Origin of the sequence: Pseudomonas sp. B14(2017), assembly GCF_002113255.1 — a bacterium.
GTDB lineage: Bacteria > Pseudomonadota > Gammaproteobacteria > Pseudomonadales > Pseudomonadaceae > Aquipseudomonas > Aquipseudomonas putida_Z.
In genome coordinates, this window is the sequence record NZ_NEJY01000002.1 from 42,121 (window position 1) to 62,684 (window position 20,564).

Consider the following 20,564-nt stretch of genomic DNA (forward strand, 5'->3'; position numbering starts at 1 on the left):
GAGGCTGGCAACTGCGGTAAAGAGGTTTTGAAAAATGGCTGAACGTCTGAACAACGACTTCCAGTTCATCGAAGTGGGCCGCAAGGACCCGAAGAAAAAGCTGCTGCGCCAGCGCAAGAAGGAGTTCGTGGAAATCTACGAGCCGTTCAAGCCGCAGCAGTCCGTGGAGCAGGCGCACCGCTGCCTGGGCTGCGGTAACCCCTATTGCGAATGGAAGTGCCCGGTACACAACTTCATCCCCAACTGGTTGAAGCTGGTTTCCGAAGGCAACATCCTGGCCGCGGCGGAACTGTCGCACCAGACCAACACCCTGCCGGAAGTGTGCGGCCGCGTATGCCCGCAGGACCGCCTGTGCGAGGGGGCCTGCACCCTGAACGACGGCTTCGGTGCGGTGACCATCGGCTCGGTGGAGAAGTACATCACCGACACCGCCTTCGCCATGGGCTGGCGCCCGGACATGTCCAAGGTCAAGCCAACCGGCAAGCGCGTCGCCATCATCGGTGCCGGCCCGGCCGGCCTGGGCTGTGCCGACGTGCTGGTACGTGCCGGCGTGACCCCGGTGGTATTCGACCGCAACCCGGAAATCGGCGGCCTGCTGACCTTCGGTATTCCCGAGTTCAAGCTGGAAAAGACCGTGCTCAGCAACCGCCGTGAAGTGTTCACCGGCATGGGCATCGAGTTCCGCCTGAACACCGAGGTGGGCAAGGACGTGACCATGGAGCAACTGCTCGCCGAATACGACGCAGTGTTCATGGGCATGGGTACCTACACCTACATGAAGGGCGGCTTCCCGGGCGAGGACCTGCCGGGCGTGCATGACGCGCTGGACTTCCTGATCGCCAACGTCAACCGCAACCTGGGCTTCGAGAAGTCGCCGGAAGACTTCGTCGACATGCAGGGCAAGAAGGTGGTGGTACTGGGCGGTGGTGACACCGCGATGGACTGCAACCGCACCTCGATCCGCCAGGGCGCCAAGTCGGTGACCTGCGCCTATCGCCGTGACGAGGCCAACATGCCGGGTTCGCGTCGTGAGGTGAAGAACGCCAAGGAAGAGGGCGTGAAGTTCCTTTACAACCGCCAGCCTATCGCCATTGTCGGCGAGGACAAGGTCGAAGGCGTGAAGGTGGTCGAGACTCGTCTCGGCGAGCCGGATGCCCGTGGCCGTCGCAGCCCGGAGCCGATCCCGGGGTCTGAAGAGATCCTGCCGGCCGATGCCGTGGTCATCGCCTTCGGCTTCCGCCCAAGCCCGGCGCCGTGGTTCGAGCAGCATGGCATCCAGCTGGATAGCCAGGGCCGCGTAGTGGCACCGGAGAAGGGCAAGTTCAAGCACCAGACCAGCAACCCGAAAGTGTTTGCCGGTGGCGACATGGTGCGTGGGTCGGACCTGGTGGTGACGGCTATCTTCGAAGGGCGTACTGCTGCTGAGGGTATCCTGGACTACCTGGAAGTCTGAGGTTGCCTGTACTGGCCTCATCGCCGGCAAGCCAGCTCCCACAAGGGCTGCGGCTCACCCTGTGGGAGCTGGCTTGCCGGCGATAGGGCCATCGGCACCCCCATCATTAGAATTTTGTATACAAAATCTATTGATCCAGGACATACCTATAGAGAAAAGGCACGGCAAACGGCCGTGCCTTTTCTTTGTGCGTCTGAGAAAATGCCCGCACTATTTTTCCGGATGCCGACATGACTGCCCTGAAGAACGATCGTTTCCTGCGTGCACTGCTCAAGCAACCCGTAGACGTCACCCCGGTGTGGATGATGCGCCAGGCCGGCCGCTACCTGCCGGAGTACCGCGCCAGCCGCGCCAAGGCAGGTGACTTCATGAGCCTGTGCATGAACCCGCAGTTCGCCTGCGAGGTCACCCTGCAGCCGCTGGACCGCTACCCGCTGGATGCGGCGATCCTGTTCTCGGACATCCTCACCATCCCCGATGCCATGGGCCTGGGCCTGTACTTCGAAAGCGGCGAAGGCCCGCGTTTCAAGAAGGTCATCAGCACCCCGGCCGACATCGAAGCGCTGCCGATCCCCGACCCGCAGAAAGACCTTGGCTACGTGATGGACGCGGTCAGCACCATCCGCCGCGAGCTCAACGGCCGTGTGCCGCTGATCGGCTTCTCCGGCAGCCCGTGGACCCTGGCCACCTACATGGTCGAAGGCGGCTCGTCGAAGGACTTCCGCAAGACCAAGGCCATGGCCTACGACAACCCGCAGGCCCTGCACCTGCTGCTGGACAAGCTGGCCCAGTCGGTCACCAGCTACCTCAACGGCCAGATCCTCGCTGGTGCCCAGGCCGTGCAGATTTTCGACACCTGGGGCGGCAACCTGTCGGCGGCGGCTTACCAGGAGTTCTCCCTGGCCTACATGCGCAAGATCGTCAGCGGCCTGATCCGCGAGCACGAAGGGCGCAAGGTGCCGGTGATCCTGTTCACCAAGAACGGCGGCCTGTGGCTGGAAAGCATCGCCGAAGCCGGCGCCGACGCGCTGGGCCTGGACTGGACCTGCGAGATCGGCGATGCCCGCCGCCGCGTGGGTGACAAGGTTGCGCTGCAGGGCAACATGGACCCGACCGTGCTGTACGCCAAGCCCGAGGCAATCCGCAAGGAAGTGGCGCGCATCCTAGCCAGCTATGGCCACGGCACAGGCCATGTGTTCAACCTGGGCCACGGCATCACGCCGGAAGTCGACCCGGAGCACGCCGGCGTGTTCATCAACGCCGTGCATGAGCTGTCGGCGCAATACCATCAGTGAATTGATCTCTGAACACGAAAGCCCGGCCATGAGCCGGGCTTTTTGTTGCATTAAGTTTTAATTCAGCGATCGTCGTTAATCTGGTCCCATCGAAACCGAAACAGGACCTGATCCTCATGAAAGCACGTTATCTTGCGTTGATCCTCGCCCCCTTGTTCAGCACTGCTGCCTTGGCTGCCGGTTATACCGGCCCCGGTGCCCAGTCGGTCACCACCGTAGCTGCGGCCAACGATGCTGCCGACGACACCCCAGTGGTACTGCAAGGCTTCGTGACCAAGAAGATCAACAACGACGACAAGTACGAGTTCAAGGACAACACCGGCACCATCACCGTGGAAATCGATGATGAAGACCTGCCACCGACGCCGTTCAACGACAAGACCAAGGTCAAGCTGACCGGTGAGGTGGAGAAGCACCTGATGAGCCGGGAAGTGGATGTGGATATGGTCGAGATCATCAACTGATCCGAGGGCCCTATCGCCGGCAAGCCAGCTCCCACAAGTACTCCACAGGTCATGAGCCTTGTGGGATCCTGTGGGAGCTGGCTTGCCGGCGATGGGCTGCAAAGCAGCCCCATGCTCAGGCTGTCTTGGGCGGCAACTTGCTCAAGTGCAGCGCCACCAGCAACGCCACCGCCAGCAGGCTGCCAATGAACAGCCCGATGCCATTCCAGCCCCACTGGTGCCAGAACACCCCGCCCGCCGTACCGGCCACGCTCGACCCGGCGTAATAGCTGAACAGGTACAACGACGACGCCTGCCCCTTGGCCTTCAAAGCCCTGCGGCCGATCCAGCTGCTGGCCACCGAGTGCGCGCCAAAAAAGCCAAAGGTGAACACCAGCATACCTACGATAACCATCACCAGCGGGATGGCCAGGGTCATCAGCAAGCCGCCCGCCATCACCACGATACTGGCCCAGAACACCTTGCGCCGGCCCAGTTTGTCAGCCAGTGCGCCGACCTGCGCCGAGCTGTAGATGCCAGACAGGTACACCACTGACAGCAAGCCGACCAGCGCCTGGTTCATGTGATAGGGCTCGGCCAGCAGGCGGTAGCCGATGTAGTTGAACAGGGTGACGAAGGCGCCCATCAGCAGGAAGGCTTCGAGGAACAGCCAGGGCAGGCCGGCATCCCTGAAGTGCATGACGAAGCCATCCAGCAGGCTGCGTGGGTTCATCGCCTGCGGGCGGAAATTGCGCGACTCGGGCAGCACCTTCCAGAACACCAGCGCCGCCACCAAGGCCAGGCCGCCGATGGTCAGCATCGCCGTGTGCCAGCTGACGAAGTCGATCAGCACGCCGGTGATCAGGCGCCCGCTCATGCCGCCAATGGCGTTGCCGCCGATGTACAGGCCCATGGCCAGGCCGATGTGCTGCGGGTGGATCTCTTCGCTCAGGTAGGTCATCGCCACCGCCGCCAGGCCGCTCAGCGACAGGCCGACCAGAGCGCGGGTGGTCAGTACCAGCTCCCAGCTCGGCATCACCGCGCTGGCCAGGGTGGAAAGGGCGGCGCAGGCCAGGGCAAACACCATCACCGGCTTGCGCCCGATGCGGTCGGAGATAGGGCCGGTGATCAGCAGGCCGAACGCCAGCATGGCTGTGGAGACCGACAGCACCAGGCTGCTCTGCGCCGCATTGATGGCAAATTCCTTCGACAGCAACGGCATCATCGGCTGCACGCAGTACAGCAGGGCGAAGGTGGCGAAGCCGCCGCTGAATAGCGCCAGCACGGTCTTCATGAAAGCGGGGCTGCCTTTTTCGATCCACATTTCGTTCAGCGGGGCAGGTTCGGGTTCGGCGGGAAGGGGAGCTACAGCAGTTTTCACGGGGGGTACCTCTGGCGCAATGAAAAAAAGCATATAGCTGGCTAATGATTAGATCCAATATATTGTTCGACCTATTTGAGATGTTTTACGACCTGTTTGGAGCTGATCATGGAACTGCGCCATCTGCGTTACTTCATCGCCGTGGCCGAAGAGCTGCATTTTGGCCGCGCCGCCCAGCAGCTGGGCATTTCGCAGCCACCCTTGAGTCAGCAGATCCAGGCGCTGGAGCAGGAACTGGGGGCCCGGTTGTTCGAGCGTACCAACCGTCGGGTCGAGCTGAGCGAGGCGGGGCGGTTGTTCCTCGAGGAAGCCCGCCAGGTGCTGGCGCAGGTGGAAAAGGCCGCCGATGTCGCCCGGCGTGCGCAGTTGGGGGAGCTGGGGGAGATGAAGATCGGCTTTACCTCCTCGGCACCGTTCACCTCGAAGATCCCCAAGGCCATCCACGCGTTTCGCCAGCGCTTCCCGGCGGTGCACCTGAACCTCAAGGAAATGAGCAGTCGCGACGTGGCAGAAGGGGTGTTCGACGAGTCCATCGAGGTCGGGCTGATGCGGCCGATGCCGCTGCCGGAAGGGCTGGTGGCCACCGAGCTGTTTCGCGAGCCGCTGGTGGCAGTGATCAATGCCTCGCATCCATTGGCCGAAGGCACGGAGCATGGCGTGCACATGGCCGCGCTGGCCAATGAGCCGTTCGTGTTCTTCCCGCGCAGCTATGGCAGCGGGTTGCACGCACAGTTGCTGAGCCTGGCGCGCCAGGCGGGTTTCAGCCCGCATTTTGCCCAGGAGGCGGGGGAGGCGATGACCATCATCGGGCTGGTATCGGCAGGGCTTGGGGTATCGGTGCTGCCGGCGTCGTTCCAGCGCATGCGCATCGAGGGGGTGGTCTATCGCACGCTGCTGGATGAAGGGGCGATGTCGGCGGTGTGGCTGGTGCAGCGCGAGCATGGTGGGTCGGCGATGGCGCGGGCATTTGCCGAGTTGCTCACAGGGCAGGTGGCTGGCGGGGGCAGTGTAGTTGCCTGATCGGGCCCCGATCGCCGGCAAGCCAGCTCCCACAGGGGACGCGCTTGGCTTGCCGGCGATAGGGCCAGGGCAGGCAGCACAAGGCTGTTGTTCCGGGCAAATGGCACTGGTCATTGCCGCAGCGGCGCCACATACTCGGGCATTCGTTGATACACGGAGGTCAATCATGCGGCGCGTGGTGTTCAATCAGAAAGGTGGTGTGGGCAAGTCGAGCATCGCTTGCAACCTGGCGGCGGTGAGCGCCAGCGAAGGTTATCGGACCCTGCTGATCGACCTGGATGCCCAGGCCAACTCGACCCAGTACCTGACTGGCCTGACCGGCGACGATATCCCCATGGGCATCGCCGACTTCTTCAAGCAAAGCCTGTCCAGCGGGCCGTTCAGCAAGAAGAACCAGGTCGATATCTACGAAACCCCGTTCGACAACCTGCACGTGGTCACCGCCACGGCCGAGCTGGCCGATCTGCAGCCGAAGCTTGAGGCGAAGCACAAGATCAACAAGCTGCGTAAGTTGCTCGACGAACTGGACGAGGACTACGAGCGCATTTACATCGATACCCCGCCAGCGCTGAACTTCTATGCGGTTTCCGCACTGATCGCCGCCGATCGCGTGCTGATTCCTTTCGACTGCGACAGCTTCTCACGCCAGGCCCTGTATGGCCTGCTGGCCGAGATCGAAGAACTCAAGGAAGACCACAACGAAGACCTGGTGGTCGAAGGCATCGTGGTCAACCAGTTCCAGTCCCGCGCCAGCCTGCCACAGCAGATGCTCGACGAGCTGCTGGCCGAAGGGCTCCCGGTGCTACCGGTGTACCTGGGCAGCTCGGTGAAGATGCGTGAGTCGCACCATGCCAGCCTTCCGCTGATTCACCTGGAGCCCAGGCACAAGCTGACCCAGCAGTTTGTCGAGTTGCATTCGCTGCTCGAAGAGAACGCTTAGACCCCCTGGCTACGCAACCACTCCAGCAACGACTGGAGTGGAAACGCCCCGGCCTGACGGCTGACTTCACGGCCATTCTTGAACAGCAGCAGGCTGGGGATCGAGCGGATGCCCAGTTGCCCGGCCAGGTTGCGGTTGGCTTCGCTGTCGAGCTTGGCCAGGCGGCAGCGGCCGGCCAGTTGGCGGGCGGCCTGTTCGAAGGTGGGGGCGAAGGATTTGCACGGACCGCACCAATCCGCCCAGATGTCGACCAGCAGTGGCAGGTCGCCTTTGATCTGGCTGGCGTAGCTGGCTTCGGTGAGTTCGAAGGGGGTGCTCAGCAGCACGTCCTGTTTGCAGCGGCCGCATTTCGGCGCGTCGCCCAGGCGCTCGGCGGGCAGGCGGTTGAGGCCGTTGCAGTGGGGGCAGGGGATTACCAGTGGGTCGGACATGTCGTTTCCTTGAGGTTTTTGGGGCTGCTTTGCAGCCCATCGCGACACAAGGCCGCTCCTACAGGAGTCCGCGTACCCTTGTAGGAGCGGCCTTGTGTCGCGATGGGCCGCGCAGCGGCCCCAGGATTCATGATGAGCAGCTGATTTCCAGGTGCTTGCCCCATTCCGGCGGTCGCTCGGCATAGCCCTGCATTCCGGCCTGCTCCTCGAACGGGCGGCTCAGCACCTCATGCAGCTGTCGCACTTCACTGTAATCCCCCGCTTCGGCTGCTTCGATGGCTTTCTGTGCCAGGTAGTTGCGCAGCACGTACAGCGGGTTCACCGCATGCATGCGTTCACGCCGCCCTTGGGCATTATCCGCTTCGCGCTCGCAGCGGGCCAGGTAGTCCGCCCCCCAGGCATCGAAACCGGCCAGGTCGATGAAGTCGTCACGCACCACCTTCAGCGCCTCGGCCACGGGCTGATCGCCCAGTTTGCGGAAGAACAGGTTGTAGTCCACACCACCGCTCTGCATGCGCTGCAGCAGGCGCTCGACCAACGCCATGTCGTCCTCTTCCGCGGTGGTCAGGCCCAGGCGCCGGCGCATCAGGTCCAGGTAGTGTGCCTGGTACAGCGGCAGGAACAGGCCCAACGCCTCCTTGAGCGGTTCGACTTCGATCACCGTGGTCAGCGCCTGGGCCAGTGCACTGAGGTTCCAGTGGGCGATCGGTACCTGGTTGGCGTAGCTGTAGCGGCCACGGTCGTCGGAGTGGTTGCAGATGAAGTTGGCGTCGAAGTCGTCGAGGAAGGCGTACGGGCCGAAGTCGAAGGTGATGCCGAGGATCGACATGTTGTCGGTGTTCATCACCCCGTGGCAAAAACCATAGGCCTGCCAGCGTGCGATCAGCTCGGCATTGCGCTCGACGATGGTGCGGAACATGGCCAGATAAGGCTGCTCGGCATCGCGGCATTCGGGGTAGTGCTGCTCCAGCACGTGGTCGATGAGCACGCGCTGCTGTTCTGGCTGCCTGGTGTAGTAGAAGTATTCGAAATGCCCGAAACGCACATGGCTCTGCGCCAGGCGGGTGAGCATGGCCGCGCTTTCGCGGGTTTCGCGCCACACCGGGGTGCTCGAGCCGATCACGCACAGTGCCCGGCTGCTGGGAATGCCCAGGGCGTGCAGGGCCTCGGAGGCGAGGAACTCGCGGATCGAGGAACGCAGCACGGCGCGGCCGTCGCCCATGCGCGAGTAGGGCGTCTGCCCGGCACCCTTGAGGTGCAGGTCCCAGTGCTCGCCCTGGTCATTCAGCACTTCGGCCAGCAGCAGGCCGCGGCCATCACCCAGGCGCGGGTTGTAGGAGCCGAACTGATGGCCGGAATAGACCATCGCCCGCGGGTCGGCCTCTTCCCATAGCTTGTGGCCGCTGAACAGCTCGGCGAAAACCGGCAGCTCTGCCTGGGCCGGGTCGAGGTCGAGCAGCGCCATGGCCGACTCGCTCGCTACCACCAGGCGTGGGTCTGCGATGGGTTCGGGCAGGACCTGGGTGGAGAACGCGTCGCCCAGGCGGGCGAAGCGATTGTCGAAAGTGAGTTGGTCGAGGGCTTTCACGGGCTGCTCCTGGAAGTCGGTACCTAGGGGGCCGCTTTGCGGCCCATCGCCGGCAAGCCAGCTCCCACAGGGGATGTGCAGGGCCTGGGTGCGGCACGGCCCCTGTGGGAGCTGGCTTGCCGGCGATCGAGGGCGAAGCCCTCGCAGGCATTCTGGGCGTTCATGCTCTATGGAGTCCACTCACACAGGTTGAGTGCCATCCGGTTTCGGCTGCTCCACCGGAATCAGCTGCTGTTTGCCGCCCTTCGGATCCATCAGAAACACCTCGACCTGGCGCACCGAGATCTTGATGTTATGCGCCTTGAACTCGCGGTTGATGTAGCGGTTGATCTCGTCCAGCGTCGGGTTGCGGTCGCCCAGGTCGCGTACGTGCATGCGCAGCTCGTGGTCCAGCGAGCTCTCGCCGAAGTTGAGGAAGTACACGATCGGCTCCGGGTCCTTGAGCACGCGTGGGTTTTCGTGGGCACCCTTGAGCAGCAGGTCGCGCACCAGGTCCAGGTCCGAGCCATAGTCGATGCCCAGCTTCAGCGTTACCCGGGTGACCGTGTCGGTCAGCGACCAGTTGATCAGCTGACCGGTAATGAAGGTCTTGTTGGGGACGATGATGTCCTTGCGGTCGAAGTCGGTGATGGTGGTGGCGCGGATGCGGATCTTGCTCACCGTGCCCGACAGGTTGCCGATGGTGATGGTGTCGCCAATCCGCACCGGGCGCTCGAACAGGATCATGATGCCGGAGATGAAGTTGGCGAAGATCTCCTGCATGCCGAAGCCCAGGCCCACCGACAGCGCGGCCACCAGCCATTGCAGCTTGTCCCAGCTGACCCCGAGGGTCGACAGGGTGCTGACGATACCGACGCCGACGATGACATAGGACAGCAAGGTAGTAGTGGCATACGCACTGCCCTGGGCCAGGTTGAGCCGCGACAGCACCAGTACTTCGAGCAGGCCGGGCAAGTTCCGACCTAGCGCGAAGGTGATGCCGATGATGACCAGCGCACCGAGGAAGTCGCCCAGGCTGATCGGCACCATGCTGGCGGTGGCACCGGTGCCGCTGGAGTACTCGTACAGGGTGAAATTGTTGAGGTAGGCGAACACCGAGATCAGGTCCGACCACACCCAGTACAGGCCGGCGATGAAGCCGCCCAGCAGGGCCAGGCGGATCAGGCGCAGCGACTGCTGGTTGACCTGTTCGATGTCCAGCGTTGGTTCTTCGGTGATGACTTCGCCATCCAGCCCTTCCTTGGCCGCCGCCCGCTTGCTCAGCGCGCGCTGGTAGGCCAGGCGCCGTGCCGCCACCGACAGACCACGCACGAACGCGGCTTCGATCACCAGCCAGAACAGCAGCAGGTACAGGGTGTAGATCAGCCGGTCGGTAAGTTTCAGTGCGGTGTAGTAGTAGCCGAAGCACACGGCCACGAACAGAGCGATGGGCAGGGCGGTGAAGGCGACGCCCACGGCCTTGCGGAACAGCGAGGTGTCGCGGTGCGCCGGGCTGCTGAGCAGCAGGCGGCTGAGCAGCCAGGCCATCAGTGCGTAGCAGGTCAGTACCACGCCGATACCCAGCACATCATCGGCCAGCGCCGAAGGCTGATGTTCGGCCACTGCCACCACGCCGACCAGTGCCAGTACCACGGTGCCCAGGCGACGCACCCAGCCACGCAGGAACTCGACCTGCGGCTTGTGCCAGCGGAAGTGGATTTCCGCCACGCCGCCCGGGGCGAGGATGCGGTAGGCGGTGTAGAACACCAGCCAGGCCTGGGCCAGTTGCCAGAGGGCGGCGCCGAGGTTGGCATTCTGCCCGCGGGCGTCGATCTGCAGGGCGTAGCTGCACAGGGCCAGGCCCAGGCTGACCGGCATCGCCAGCAGGATGTTGATGAGGATCGCCTGTGGCGTGTGCCACTGGCTGTCACGGCGGAAGTGGCCGATGTCCTGGTGCACCTTGCCCAGCCGTTGGTACAGGTACTTGCGCCGCCACAGCAGGGCGCCGATCACCAGCAGCAAGGGCAGGAACAGCAGCGGGCGCTGGCCCAGCCCATCGGCCAGTTCCTTGAGGCCCGAACCCCAGGGCAGGCTGGCTACCTGGTCGGCGAAGCGTGCCGGCACCAGGCTCAGCCATTCCCAGTCCAGTGGCTTGTTGCTGGGAATCCAGAACATCTGCTCTTCGAGCGTGGTGCGCAAGCCCTGGGCGGTGCCGAGCAGCTGCTTCTGGTTGAGCTGCAGGGTGATCGATTCGTTGAGCAGTGCCGACAGCTCCCGGCTGAGGCGTTCGAGCAGGTCGACGCGGGTAATCATCACCTCCAGCAGCGCCTTGCGCAGCTGAGGGGTAACCTGCTCCTGCGGCTGGCCGAGCAGCAGGTTGTCGACGTACGCGGCGGGGCTGCTCATCTGCTCGCGTTGCTGGTTCACTTCGAACTGGTAAAGACGGATATCGGCGATCTGGTCAGCCAGGTCGCGGTCGACTTTCAGGTGCGGCAGGGCCTGCTTCTGCTTGTAGAGGATCTTGGACAGCAGCAGGCTGCCCTTGAGCACGCTGATCTGTTCGTCCAGGGCCTGGTCGGCCTGGGTCAGGCTGTCCAGCTGCTGCTTGCTGCGCAGGTTCTGCTGGGTCAGCTCGTTGAGGCGGTCGGTACTCTTGAGGAGGTAGTCGGACAGTTTCAGGTTGGCAGCGCTTTCGTTGGCCAGCAGGGTGCTGCCGCCGGCTTTCTGCGCTTCGATCGACTGCTGGGTGACCGCCTGTTGCGACTGGGCCAGGCGTTTTTCGTTGATCAGCGATTGCAGGTCCTGGATTTCCTGCTCCATTCGTGTGGCGCGCTCGATCAGCAGGTCGTGACGGGCATTGCCCAGGTCCTGCAGCAGGCCGTTGCCAGCCAGTTCCTGGCGGCGCAACGAGGTCAGGGCATTTAGCGACGCCAGCTCGGCATTGAGCCTGTTGCGTTGGTCGCTGTTGAGCGGCTTGCCGTTCTCCTTGCCGCTCTTGAGGCTGAGGTTGATCTGCTGGGTACGTGTCTGGTTGTTGCTGATTTCTGCCTGAGCCCGCTCTGGGCGGGTCTGCGAGTTGATGATCAGGCTGTTGGCATCCGACAGTGCCTTTTGCAGTTCGCCTTGTTGCGTACTGCGCTCGCTGAGCATCTGCTCCAGCTGTGGCACGTTCAGGGTGGCGTAGCGTTGGGCCACCGGCAGTGGCTTGCTGGCCTTGAGCTTGATCAGCTCGCGCTGGCTGTCGGCGGTTTCCTTGGGCGCGCCAGCCAATTGCTGCTTGAGTGCCTCAAGCTTCTTTTCGCTGTCTTCCTTGCTGAGCAGCAGTGCCAAGGTCTGTTCCAGCACCTGTTGCTGGGCCTTCTGCTCCGGTGTCTGTTGCGCAGCCTTGGGGTCGGCCTCGGCACCCTTGGGCTGGGAAATCTTGTTCAGGCTGCTCTGGATGCTGGTCGTGGTGGGAAGCTCGGCCGCACCAGCGGCGAACGAGAGAGACAGGCACAGCCCGAGCAGGGCTGTGCGGAGGTACACGCGCAGGGACATAGGCAGACTACTTGTGGATCCGGCAGAAACGAAGTTTAGAGGAACAATCCTGGTCCGGGTCGCGTTCCTTCGGGGAATCTGACGCCTACTTTCTGGATCTTGTTCCCGTCCATGGTGGCCACGGTCCAGATCGTGCCATGCCATTCGACCTGGTCACCTACTACTGGAGCGCCTCCGACCTTCTGTCGGATGAACTGGGCCAGCGGCATTTTCGCGTCCAGGCCGTCGAGTTTCAGGCCGTACAACGCTGCCACCGCACCCAGTTCGGCATCGCCTTCGAGCACGAAGTCGCCGAAGAAACGCAGGTCGAGGCCACGTTGTGGCGCCTGGCTGAACAGTTTGCCCAGGGCCGGCAGGTTATGTTCGTGGCCGATCACGCAGAGCATGTCGCCTACTTCCAGTACCGTACTGCCGGACGGGTGCAGCAGCTGCTCGCCCCGGAACAGCGCGGCGATCCGCGTGCCTTCGGGCATTTTCAACTCGCGCAGGGCGGCGCCGATGCACCATTTTTCGGCGCCCAGGCGGTAGACGAACATTTCCCACTCGCTGGTAATGTGCACTTCCAGGGCGGAGCGGGAGATTGGTGCCGGGTCTGGCGGTACTGTCACTTTCAACAGCTTGGCCATCCACGGCAGGCTGGTGCCTTGCACAAGCAGCGACACCAGCACGATGAAGAAGGCCAGGTTGAAGAACAGCTGGGCGTCCGGCAGGCCGGCCATCAGCGGGAACACCGCGAGGATGATCGGTACCGCACCGCGCAGGCCGACCCAGGAGATGAAGCCCTTTTCGCGGCCATGGAAAGCCTTGAACGGCAGCAGGGCGGCGACCACCGACAGCGGCCGCGCCACCAGGATCATCCACAGCGCCAGGCCCAGCGCCGGCAGGGCGATGGGTAGCAGGTCGTGGGGCGTGACCAGCAGCCCCAGCACCAGGAACATGCCGATCTGCGCCAGCCAGGCCATGCCGTCGAGCATATGCAGGATGCCGTGGCGGCTGCGGATCGGCTTGTTGCCCAGCACCAGGCCGCACAGGTACACGGCAAGGAAGCCGCTGCCGTGCAGGGCATTGGTCAGCGAGAACACCACCAGGCCGCCGGCGATCACCAGGATGGGGTACAGACCGCCAGCCAGCTTGATGCGGTTGACCAGTTGCAGCATCAGCCAGCCGCCGCCCAGGCCCAGCAGCCCGCCTATGCCGAATTCGCGCAGCAGGTGGGTGAGCAGGCTCCAGTGCAGGCCGGTCTGGCCGCTGGCGATCATGTCGATCAGGGTGACGGTGAGGAACACTGCCATCGGGTCGTTGCTGCCCGACTCGATCTCCAGGGTGGCGGTAACCCGCTCGTTCAGGCCTTTGCCGCCGAGCAGCGAGAACACCGCCGCGGCGTCGGTAGAGCCGACGATGGCGCCGATCAGCAGGCCCTGGATCAGGCTCAGGTCGAACAGCCAGGCGGCGACCAGGCCGGTGAGGGCGGTGGTGATCATCACGCCGATGGTGGCCAGCGACAGCGCCGGCCACAGCGCCACGCGGAAACTCGCCACCCGCGTGCGCAGGCCGCCGTCGAGCAGGATCACGGCCAGCGCCAGGTTGCCCACCAGGTAGGCGGTCGGGTAGTTGTTGAAGATGATGCCGCCACCATCGACCCCGGCGACCATGCCGACGGCGAGGATGATGACCAGGATAGGGATGCCCAGGCGCGACGACAGCGAACTGACCAGGATACTTGCGCCCACCAGCAATGCGCCGATCAGGAACAGGCTGTTGATGGTGCTTGCATCCAAAGGCAGGTACTCCGGGGACCGCAGGGGGGAGGGGACTTGATAGCATGACGCTAGCAGGTCGCGTGCCAAATGATTCTAACCTGATGAATTGGCAGGCTGTAAAGCGTTTCTGCAGATGAAAAAAAGGCACCGCGGTGGGTGCCTTTTCCGGTGTTGCCTGGGTGGGCCCTTTCGCGGGTGAACCCGCTCCCACAGGTACTGCACAGTTTTCAAAACCTGTGTGAACCCTGTGGGAGCGGCATTAGCCGCGAAGAGGCCGGTGCAGGTTTACGCCTGCTTGACTTCACGCATCGGCTTGCCCTTCACCGGTGCATCGCCAGCCACGTAGTACTTGGCGGTGCTGCGCGGCAGCGGCTTGCGGCCACGGATCTTGTCCGAGATTTTCTCGGCGATCATGATCGTGGTGGCGTTGAGGTTGCCGGTGATGATCAGCGGCATGATCGACGCATCGACCACGCGCAGGCCCTTCATGCCATGCACGCGGCCTTCGCCGTCGACCACCGCCATGTCGTCGGTGCCCATCTTGCACGAGCAGGACGGGTGGAAGGCGGTTTCGGCGTGCTCGCGGATGAACTTGTCCAGCTCTTCATCGGTTTGCACGTGCGCGCCCGGGCTGATCTCACGGCCACGATACGGGTCCAGTGCCGGCTGGGCCATGATTTCGCGGGTCAGGCGGATGCCGTCACGGAATTCCTGCCAGTCCTGCTCGGTGGACATGTAGTTGAACAGGATGCTCGGGTGTTGGCGCGGGTCCTTCGACTTGGCCTGGATGCGGCCGCGAGCAGGCGAGCGCATGGAACCCATATGCGCCTGGAAGCCGTGTTCTTTCACGCCGTTGGAGCCGTTGTAGTTAATGGCCACCGGCAGGAAGTGGTACTGGATGTTCGGCCACTTGAATTCAGGGCGGGTACGAATGAAACCACCGGCCTCGAACTGGTTGCTGGCGCCGATGCCGGTGCCGTTGAACATCCACTCGGCACCAATGGCCGGCTGGTTCCACCACAGCAGCGACGGGTACAGCGACACCGGCTGGGTGCAGGCGTACTGCAGGTACAGTTCCAGGTGGTCCTGCAGGTTTTCGCCAACGCCCGGCAGGTCGTGCACAACCGGGATGTCGAGGCTTTCCAGCAGGGCGCGCGGGCCGACGCCGGAGCGCTGCAGCAGCTGCGGCGAAGCGATGGCGCCGGAGCTGACGATGACTTCCTTGCGGGCGCGGGCTTCAACGCGCTCTTCGCTGTCACCGACCAGGTAGGTCACGCCGATGGCGCGCTTGCCGTCGAACAGCACGCGGTCAGTCAGGGCGTGGGTGACGATGGTCAGGTTCGGGCGCTTCTTGGCCTGGTCCAGATAGCCACGGGCGGTGCTGGAACGGCGGCCGTTCTTGGTCACCGTACGGTCCATCGGGCCGAAGCCTTCCTGCTGGTAGCCGTTGAGGTCTTCGGTGCGCGGGTAACCGGCCTGCACGCCGGCCTCGACCATGGCGTGGAACAGCGGGTTATTGCCAGCCTTTGGCGTGGCAACGCTGACCGGGCCTTCGCCACCGTGGTAGTCGTTCGGGCCGATGTCGCGGGTTTCGGCTTTACGGAAGTACGGCAGGCAGTCCAGGTAGGTCCAGTCTTCCAGGCCTGGCAGTTCTGCCCAGCCGTCGAAGTCCATGGCGTTACCGCGGATGTAGCACATGCCGTTGATCAGCGACGAGCCGCCCAGGCCCTTGCCGCGGCCACATTCCATGCGGCGGCCGTCCATGTACGGCTCCGGGTCGGTCTCGTAGGCCCAGTTGTAGCGGCGGCCCTGCAGCGGGAAGGCCAGGGCCGCCGGCATCTGGGTGCGGAAGTCGAAGCGGTAGTCGGGGCCACCGGCCTCCAGCAGCAGTACGGTGACGCCGGCGTCTTCGGTCAGGCGGGTCGCCAGGGTGTTACCGGCCGAGCCGGCACCGACGATGATGTAATCGAATTCTTGGGACATGAAAGTACCCTCGTGTTGGCGGTGATCAGGGAGCGGGAACGCCCGTGCGCAGCGGCACGGGCGGGGCTATACAGGGTTTAGAAAACCGAGTTGTAGCCGCCCAGCTCGACCTGGACCGACTTGATGCGAGTGTATTGAGCCAGCGAGCTGACGCCGTTCTCACGGCCGACGCCCGACTGCTTGTAGCCACCGACTGGCATTTCGGCCGGCGATTCGCCCCAGGCGTTGATCCAGCAGATACCGGCTTCCAGCTTGTGGATGATGCGGTGGGCGCGGGTGATGTCGTTGGTGCAGACACCGGCGGCCAGGCCGTACTCGGTGTCGTTGGCACGACGGATGACTTCTTCTTCGGTTTCGTAGGTGAGGATGCTCATCACCGGGCCGAAGATCTCTTCCTTGACGATGGTCATGTCGTCGGTGCAGTCGGTGAACACGGTCGGGGCCACGAAGGCGCCCTTGGCGAAATCACCAGCGGTCAGACGCTCGCCACCGCACAGCACGCGGGCACCCTCTTCCTTGCCCTTGGCGATGTAGCCAAGCACGCTTTCCATGTGCTGGAAGCTGACCAGCGGGCCGAAGTTGGTGTTTTCGTCTTCCGGGTTGCCAGCGCGGATGCGGGCAACGCGCTCGACGATCTTGGCCTCGAAGGCAGCTTTCATTTCAGCCGGGATGAACACGCGGGTGCCGTTGGTGCAAACCTGGCCCGAGCTGTAGAAGTTGGCCATCATGGCGATGTCGGCGGCCTTGTCCAGGTCGGCGTCGGCGCAGATGATCAGTGGCGACTTGCCGCCCAGTTCCATGGTGACTTCCTTGAGCGACGAGCTCGAGGCGCTGGCCATGACCTTCTTGCCGGTGGTGGTGCCGCCGGTGAAGGAGACTTTTTCGATGCGTGGGTGCTCGGTCAGCCAGGTGCCGACTTCGCGGCCGCTGCCGGTCAGGACGTTGAACACGCCGTTCGGCAGGCCGGCTTCGGTGTAGATCTCGGCCAGTTTCAGGGTGGTCAGCGAGGTGACTTCCGACGGCTTGAAGATCATCGCGTTGCCGGCGGCCAGGGCCGGGGCGGATTTCCACAGGGCGATCTGGATCGGGTAGTTCCAGGCGCCGATACCGGCGGTCACGCCCAGCGGCTCGCGGCGGGTGTAGACGAAGGACGATTCACGCAGCGGGATCTGCTCGCCTTCGATGGCCGGAACCAGGCCAGCGTAGTACTCCAGCACGTCGGCGCCGGTGACGATGTCGACGTAGCGGGTTTCCGAGTACGACTTGCCGGTGTCCAGGGTTTCCAGCATGGCCAGCTCGTCGTTGCGCTCGCGCAGGATCTCGACGGCGCGGCGCAGGATGCGCGAACGTTGCATGGCGGTCATCGCGGCCCAGACTTTCTGGCCACGCTCGGCGCTTTCGACGGCCTTCTCGACGTCAGCCTCGGTGGCACGTTGCACGTGGGCGAGGACTTCGCCGGTAGCCGGGTTGATGGCTTCGAAGGTGGCATCGCTGCCAGCGTCGACGTAAGCGCCATCAATGTAGAGTTTTTGCGTTCCGAAACGGGCCATAGTGTCCTCGCAAGTGCAGTGTGTGGTTTGGCTTGCGCGTCACGCTCCTGCCGGGTTGGCAAGGGCCGTGCGCGTTGGTTCAGCGGCCTGGTCGTTTGTACCCAGGGTGTGCTGTTTAGCCAGTTGTAGATCCATGTATTCGTAAGCAATCCGTATCGCCTGGTCGGTGTCGAATGCATCCCCCGACAGGGCGCCACGCAGCCACAAGCCGTCGATCAAAGCTGCCAGGCCGCGGGCTGCCTTGCGCGCATGGTAGAGCGGCAGGGCGCGGCGGAACTGGCAGCACAGGTTGGAATACAAGCGGTGGTCGTTGATCCGCTGCAACCTGTGCAAATCGGGCTGGTGCATGCTGGAAGCCCAGAAGGCCAACCAGGTTTTCATCGCCGGGCCGTTCACCTGGCTGGCATCGAAGTTGCCCTCGATGATCACTTTCAGGTGGGCGCGCGGGCTGTCGTCCGTCAGGGCCTGGCGACGTGCTCTGACACCTTCGTTGAGCATGTTCATGATGTAACCCATCGTCGCTGCGATCAGGCCGTTCTTGTCCCGAAAGTAGTGACTGATGATGCCGTTCGACACACCGGCCAAACGGGCAATCAGCGCAATGCTGGCGTCGCCCAGTCCGACCTGATCGACCGCCTGCAACGTGGCTTCGATCAACTGCTGGCGGCGGATGGGTTGCATACCGACCTTGGGCATCTTGCTATCTCCTCAGGCCTGCGAGCAGACGACGGGCGGCTGACTCGGCGAAGGCCAGTCTATTTTGTTTTGATTGAACGTTCAATCAATAAAGAATAAGCTCTGCGACAATTTGTGCCATTGACAGTTTTTCAGGCGGTCGAGAAGGCACGGATTGACACCCCAGGAAATCGCGTAACCCCCGTAATACAAGGCGTTGACGGGCATGAGCGATGCGAAATGCAGATTCTGCCGTGCGGTCATGGACCCTGCGGCGGGCCCTTGGAGCGGGCGGGGTGATCTGTGACGAATGCGCGCACCTCGGCTGAGGCGTGGCATTTGCAGCAGGCCACCTGTCTGTTTTTTTGCAACGTATCGATTCGGGATCACGGTTTCCAGGGTGCTTTTATAACACCTGATGCAGTGGGGATATTCCACCAATTGCTCGGGAAAGACTGATTAGCCTCCACAGCCGTACTGCCCGGAGCATTCGTGCAATGAGTTCTGCCTCACTTACCAACCCTCCGGCCGAGAGGGTACGGGTCAACCGCGTGGTGTTCTTCACCTCCGCGCTGATGATCCTCGTTCTGACTGCCTTGCTTATCGCTGTACCCGAAACCGCCGGCCAGGTGCTGGGCGTGGCCCAGAAATGGCTTACGCGCACCTTCGGCTGGTACTACATGCTGGTAATCGGCGGTTACCTGCTGTTCGTCATCTACCTGGCCTTCTCCGACTACGGCAAGCTCAAGCTTGGCGGCAAGGATGACCAGCCCGACTTCAGCTATGGCGCCTGGGCCGGCATGCTGTTCTCCTCCGGTATCGGCATTTCGCTGCTGTACTTCGGCGCTTCCGAGCCGCTGGACCACTACTTCAACCCACCGGAAGGCACCTCTGCCAGCCTCGACGCAGCGCGCCAGGGCCTGCAGCTGACCTTTCTGCACTGGGGCCTGCATGGCTGGGCGATCTACGCGCTGGTCGGCCTGGCCGTGGGTTACTTCGCCTACCGCCACAACCAGCCGCTGGCCCTGCGCTCGGCGCTGTACCCGCTGGTGGGTGAGCGTTGGGTCAAGGGTGCGGCCGGCAATGCCGTGGACATCTTCGGCATGTTCGTCACCCTGCTGGGCCTGGTGACCAACCTGGGCATCGGTTCGATGCAGGTGGCCTCCGGCCTGGAATACCTGTTCGGCATGGACCACAGCAAGACCAACCTGCTGGTGGTGATCCTGGTCATGGCCGGCGTTGCCACCGTGGCGGCGGTCTCTGGTGTGGAAAACGGCATTCGCCGCCTGTCCAACCTGAACATCATGCTGTTCAGTGGCCTGTTGATCTTCGTCCTGCTGGGCGGCGAAACCCTGCACCTACTCAACGGCTTCGTGCAGAACATCGGCGACTACCTCAACGGCATCGTGCTGAAAACCTTCGACCTCTATGTGTATGAAGGCGAAGCCGGCAAGTCCGAGCGCTGGCTGGGCCTGTGGACCGTGTTCTACTGGGCCTGGTGGATCTCCTGGGGCCCGTTCGTCGGCATGTTCATTGCCCGTATCTCCAAGGGCCGCACCGTGCGCCAACTGGTCAGCGGCGTGTTGCTGATCCCGCTGGGCTTCACCCTGGCCTGGCTGTCGATCTTCGGCAACACCGCGCTGGACCTGGTGATCAACCAGGGCGCCGTGGAGCTGGGCAAGACCGCCCTGGAGCAGCCGTCGATGTCGATCTACCAGCTGCTGGAATACTTCCCGGCGGCCAAGATCGTGATCGGTGTAGCGGTGTTCGTCGGCTTCGTGCTGTTCCTCACCCCGGCCGACTCCGGCGCGGTGATGATGGCCAACCTGTCGTGCAAAGGCGGCAAGGTCGACGAAGACGCCCCGCACTGGATGGTGGTGTTCTGGTCGGTGGTCATCACCTTGGTCACCATCGGCCTGCTGTTCGCCGGTAACTTCGAAGCCATGCAGACCATGGTGGTGCTGGCGGGCCTGCCGTTCTCGGTGGTGCTGGTGCTGTTCATGTTCGGCCTGTACAAGGCCATGAAGCAGGACGTGGCGGTCGAGCAGGAGCGTGCCGAGCTGGCCGCCCGTGGTCGTCGTGGCTTCAGCGAGCGCCTGACCCAGCTGGAACTGCAGCCGACCCAGGCCGTGGTGCAGCGTTTCATGGACAAGCAGGTCAGCCCGGCGCTGAAAGAAGCCGCCGCGCAGTTGCAGACCCTGGGCTTCGAGGTGGAAACCCGGGTTGGCCAGTCGCGCAACATGATGGGCCTGCGGGTGATGATGGAAGAGGGCAACCCGTTCGTCTATGAAGTGAGCCTGGATGGCTACCTGGCCGCGCCGAGCGAAGCGCCGGTGGAAGGTGAGCCGGAAGTGCGTCAGCGCTTCTACCGCGCCGAGGTGTACCTGCACGATGGCAGCCAGGAGTACGACCTGATGGGCTTTGCGCCGGAGCAGATCGTGCGTGATGTGCTGGATCAGTTCGAAAGCCACCGCCAGTTGCTGGGGCGTGTGTACAGCTGATTCTTGAGCGACGAGGAGGCCCTGCAAG

Annotated in this window: 14 protein-coding genes; 6 read left to right on the top strand and 8 right to left on the bottom strand. The window is 63.3% G+C overall.

What is annotated here, in order from left to right:
* Positions 1-34 precede the first annotated feature (34 nt).
* The 3 genes from CAG34_RS02180 to CAG34_RS02190 all read left to right on the top strand — a co-directional run bounded on the left by CAG34_RS02180 (position 35) and on the right by CAG34_RS02190 (position 3,212).
* Positions 35-1,453 carry an FAD-dependent oxidoreductase gene (locus tag CAG34_RS02180; RefSeq protein WP_013974599.1) on the top strand — a complete coding sequence of 473 codons (1,419 nt, stop codon included), beginning with the start codon at positions 35-37 and terminating at the stop codon, positions 1,451-1,453.
* A gap of 230 nt (positions 1,454-1,683) precedes the next feature.
* Positions 1,684-2,748, top strand: a complete 1,065-nt coding sequence (gene hemE, locus CAG34_RS02185; RefSeq protein ID WP_025340953.1) for a uroporphyrinogen decarboxylase — start codon at positions 1,684-1,686, stop codon at positions 2,746-2,748.
* A gap of 116 nt (positions 2,749-2,864) precedes the next feature.
* Complete coding sequence (locus CAG34_RS02190; protein WP_039612521.1) at positions 2,865-3,212, top strand: NirD/YgiW/YdeI family stress tolerance protein; 348 nt, start codon at positions 2,865-2,867, stop codon at positions 3,210-3,212.
* Between the two features lie 115 nt (positions 3,213-3,327).
* On the opposite strand, the gene CAG34_RS02195 is transcribed toward CAG34_RS02190, so the two are convergent.
* Positions 3,328-4,515 carry an MFS transporter gene (locus CAG34_RS02195; protein ID WP_256573510.1) on the bottom strand — a complete coding sequence of 396 codons (1,188 nt, stop codon included), beginning with the start codon at positions 4,513-4,515 and terminating at the stop codon, positions 3,328-3,330.
* A 165-nt stretch (positions 4,516-4,680) separates the two neighbouring features.
* On the opposite strand from CAG34_RS02195, the gene CAG34_RS02200 reads away from it, so the two are divergent.
* Positions 4,681-5,592, top strand: a complete 912-nt coding sequence (locus CAG34_RS02200) for a LysR family transcriptional regulator (protein ID WP_085587746.1) — start codon at positions 4,681-4,683, stop codon at positions 5,590-5,592.
* A 166-nt stretch (positions 5,593-5,758) separates the two neighbouring features.
* Positions 5,759-6,532, top strand: a complete 774-nt coding sequence (locus tag CAG34_RS02205) for a ParA family protein (RefSeq protein WP_025340949.1) — start codon at positions 5,759-5,761, stop codon at positions 6,530-6,532.
* On the opposite strand, the gene trxC is transcribed toward CAG34_RS02205, so the two are convergent.
* From trxC to betI, 7 genes are all read right to left on the bottom strand, one after another.
* Entirely contained in the window at positions 6,529-6,963 is a 435-nt protein-coding gene (trxC, locus tag CAG34_RS02210; protein WP_025340948.1) for a thioredoxin TrxC, read from the bottom strand. The genes CAG34_RS02205 and trxC overlap by 4 nt on opposite strands.
* A 127-nt stretch (positions 6,964-7,090) precedes the next feature.
* Entirely contained in the window at positions 7,091-8,551 is a 1,461-nt protein-coding gene (gene selO, locus CAG34_RS02215; RefSeq protein WP_085587748.1) for a protein adenylyltransferase SelO, read from the bottom strand.
* Between the two features lie 180 nt (positions 8,552-8,731).
* Positions 8,732-12,067 (bottom strand): mechanosensitive channel MscK, encoded by a 3,336-nt coding sequence (gene mscK / locus CAG34_RS02220; RefSeq protein ID WP_085587750.1) that lies wholly within the window; start codon positions 12,065-12,067, stop codon positions 8,732-8,734.
* Positions 12,068-12,102: 35 nt separating this feature from the next.
* Positions 12,103-13,845 (bottom strand): potassium/proton antiporter, encoded by a 1,743-nt coding sequence (locus CAG34_RS02225; RefSeq protein WP_025340945.1) that lies wholly within the window; start codon positions 13,843-13,845, stop codon positions 12,103-12,105.
* 267 nt (positions 13,846-14,112) lie between these two features.
* On the bottom strand, positions 14,113-15,810 hold the full coding sequence (gene betA, locus CAG34_RS02230; RefSeq protein WP_085587752.1) for a choline dehydrogenase: 1,698 nt from the start codon (positions 15,808-15,810) through the stop codon (positions 14,113-14,115).
* A 77-nt stretch (positions 15,811-15,887) separates the two neighbouring features.
* Positions 15,888-17,360, bottom strand: a complete 1,473-nt coding sequence (gene betB, locus CAG34_RS02235; RefSeq protein WP_025340943.1) for a betaine-aldehyde dehydrogenase — start codon at positions 17,358-17,360, stop codon at positions 15,888-15,890.
* Between the two features lie 39 nt (positions 17,361-17,399).
* A complete protein-coding gene (gene betI / locus CAG34_RS02240; RefSeq protein ID WP_025340942.1) occupies positions 17,400-18,056 on the bottom strand; it encodes a transcriptional regulator BetI in 657 nt (218 codons plus the stop codon).
* 533 nt (positions 18,057-18,589) lie between these two features.
* Here betI and CAG34_RS02245 point away from each other — a divergent pair.
* A complete protein-coding gene (locus tag CAG34_RS02245) occupies positions 18,590-20,536 on the top strand; it encodes a BCCT family transporter (RefSeq protein WP_249352862.1) in 1,947 nt (648 codons plus the stop codon).
* The last annotated feature ends 28 nt before the right edge of the window (positions 20,537-20,564 follow it).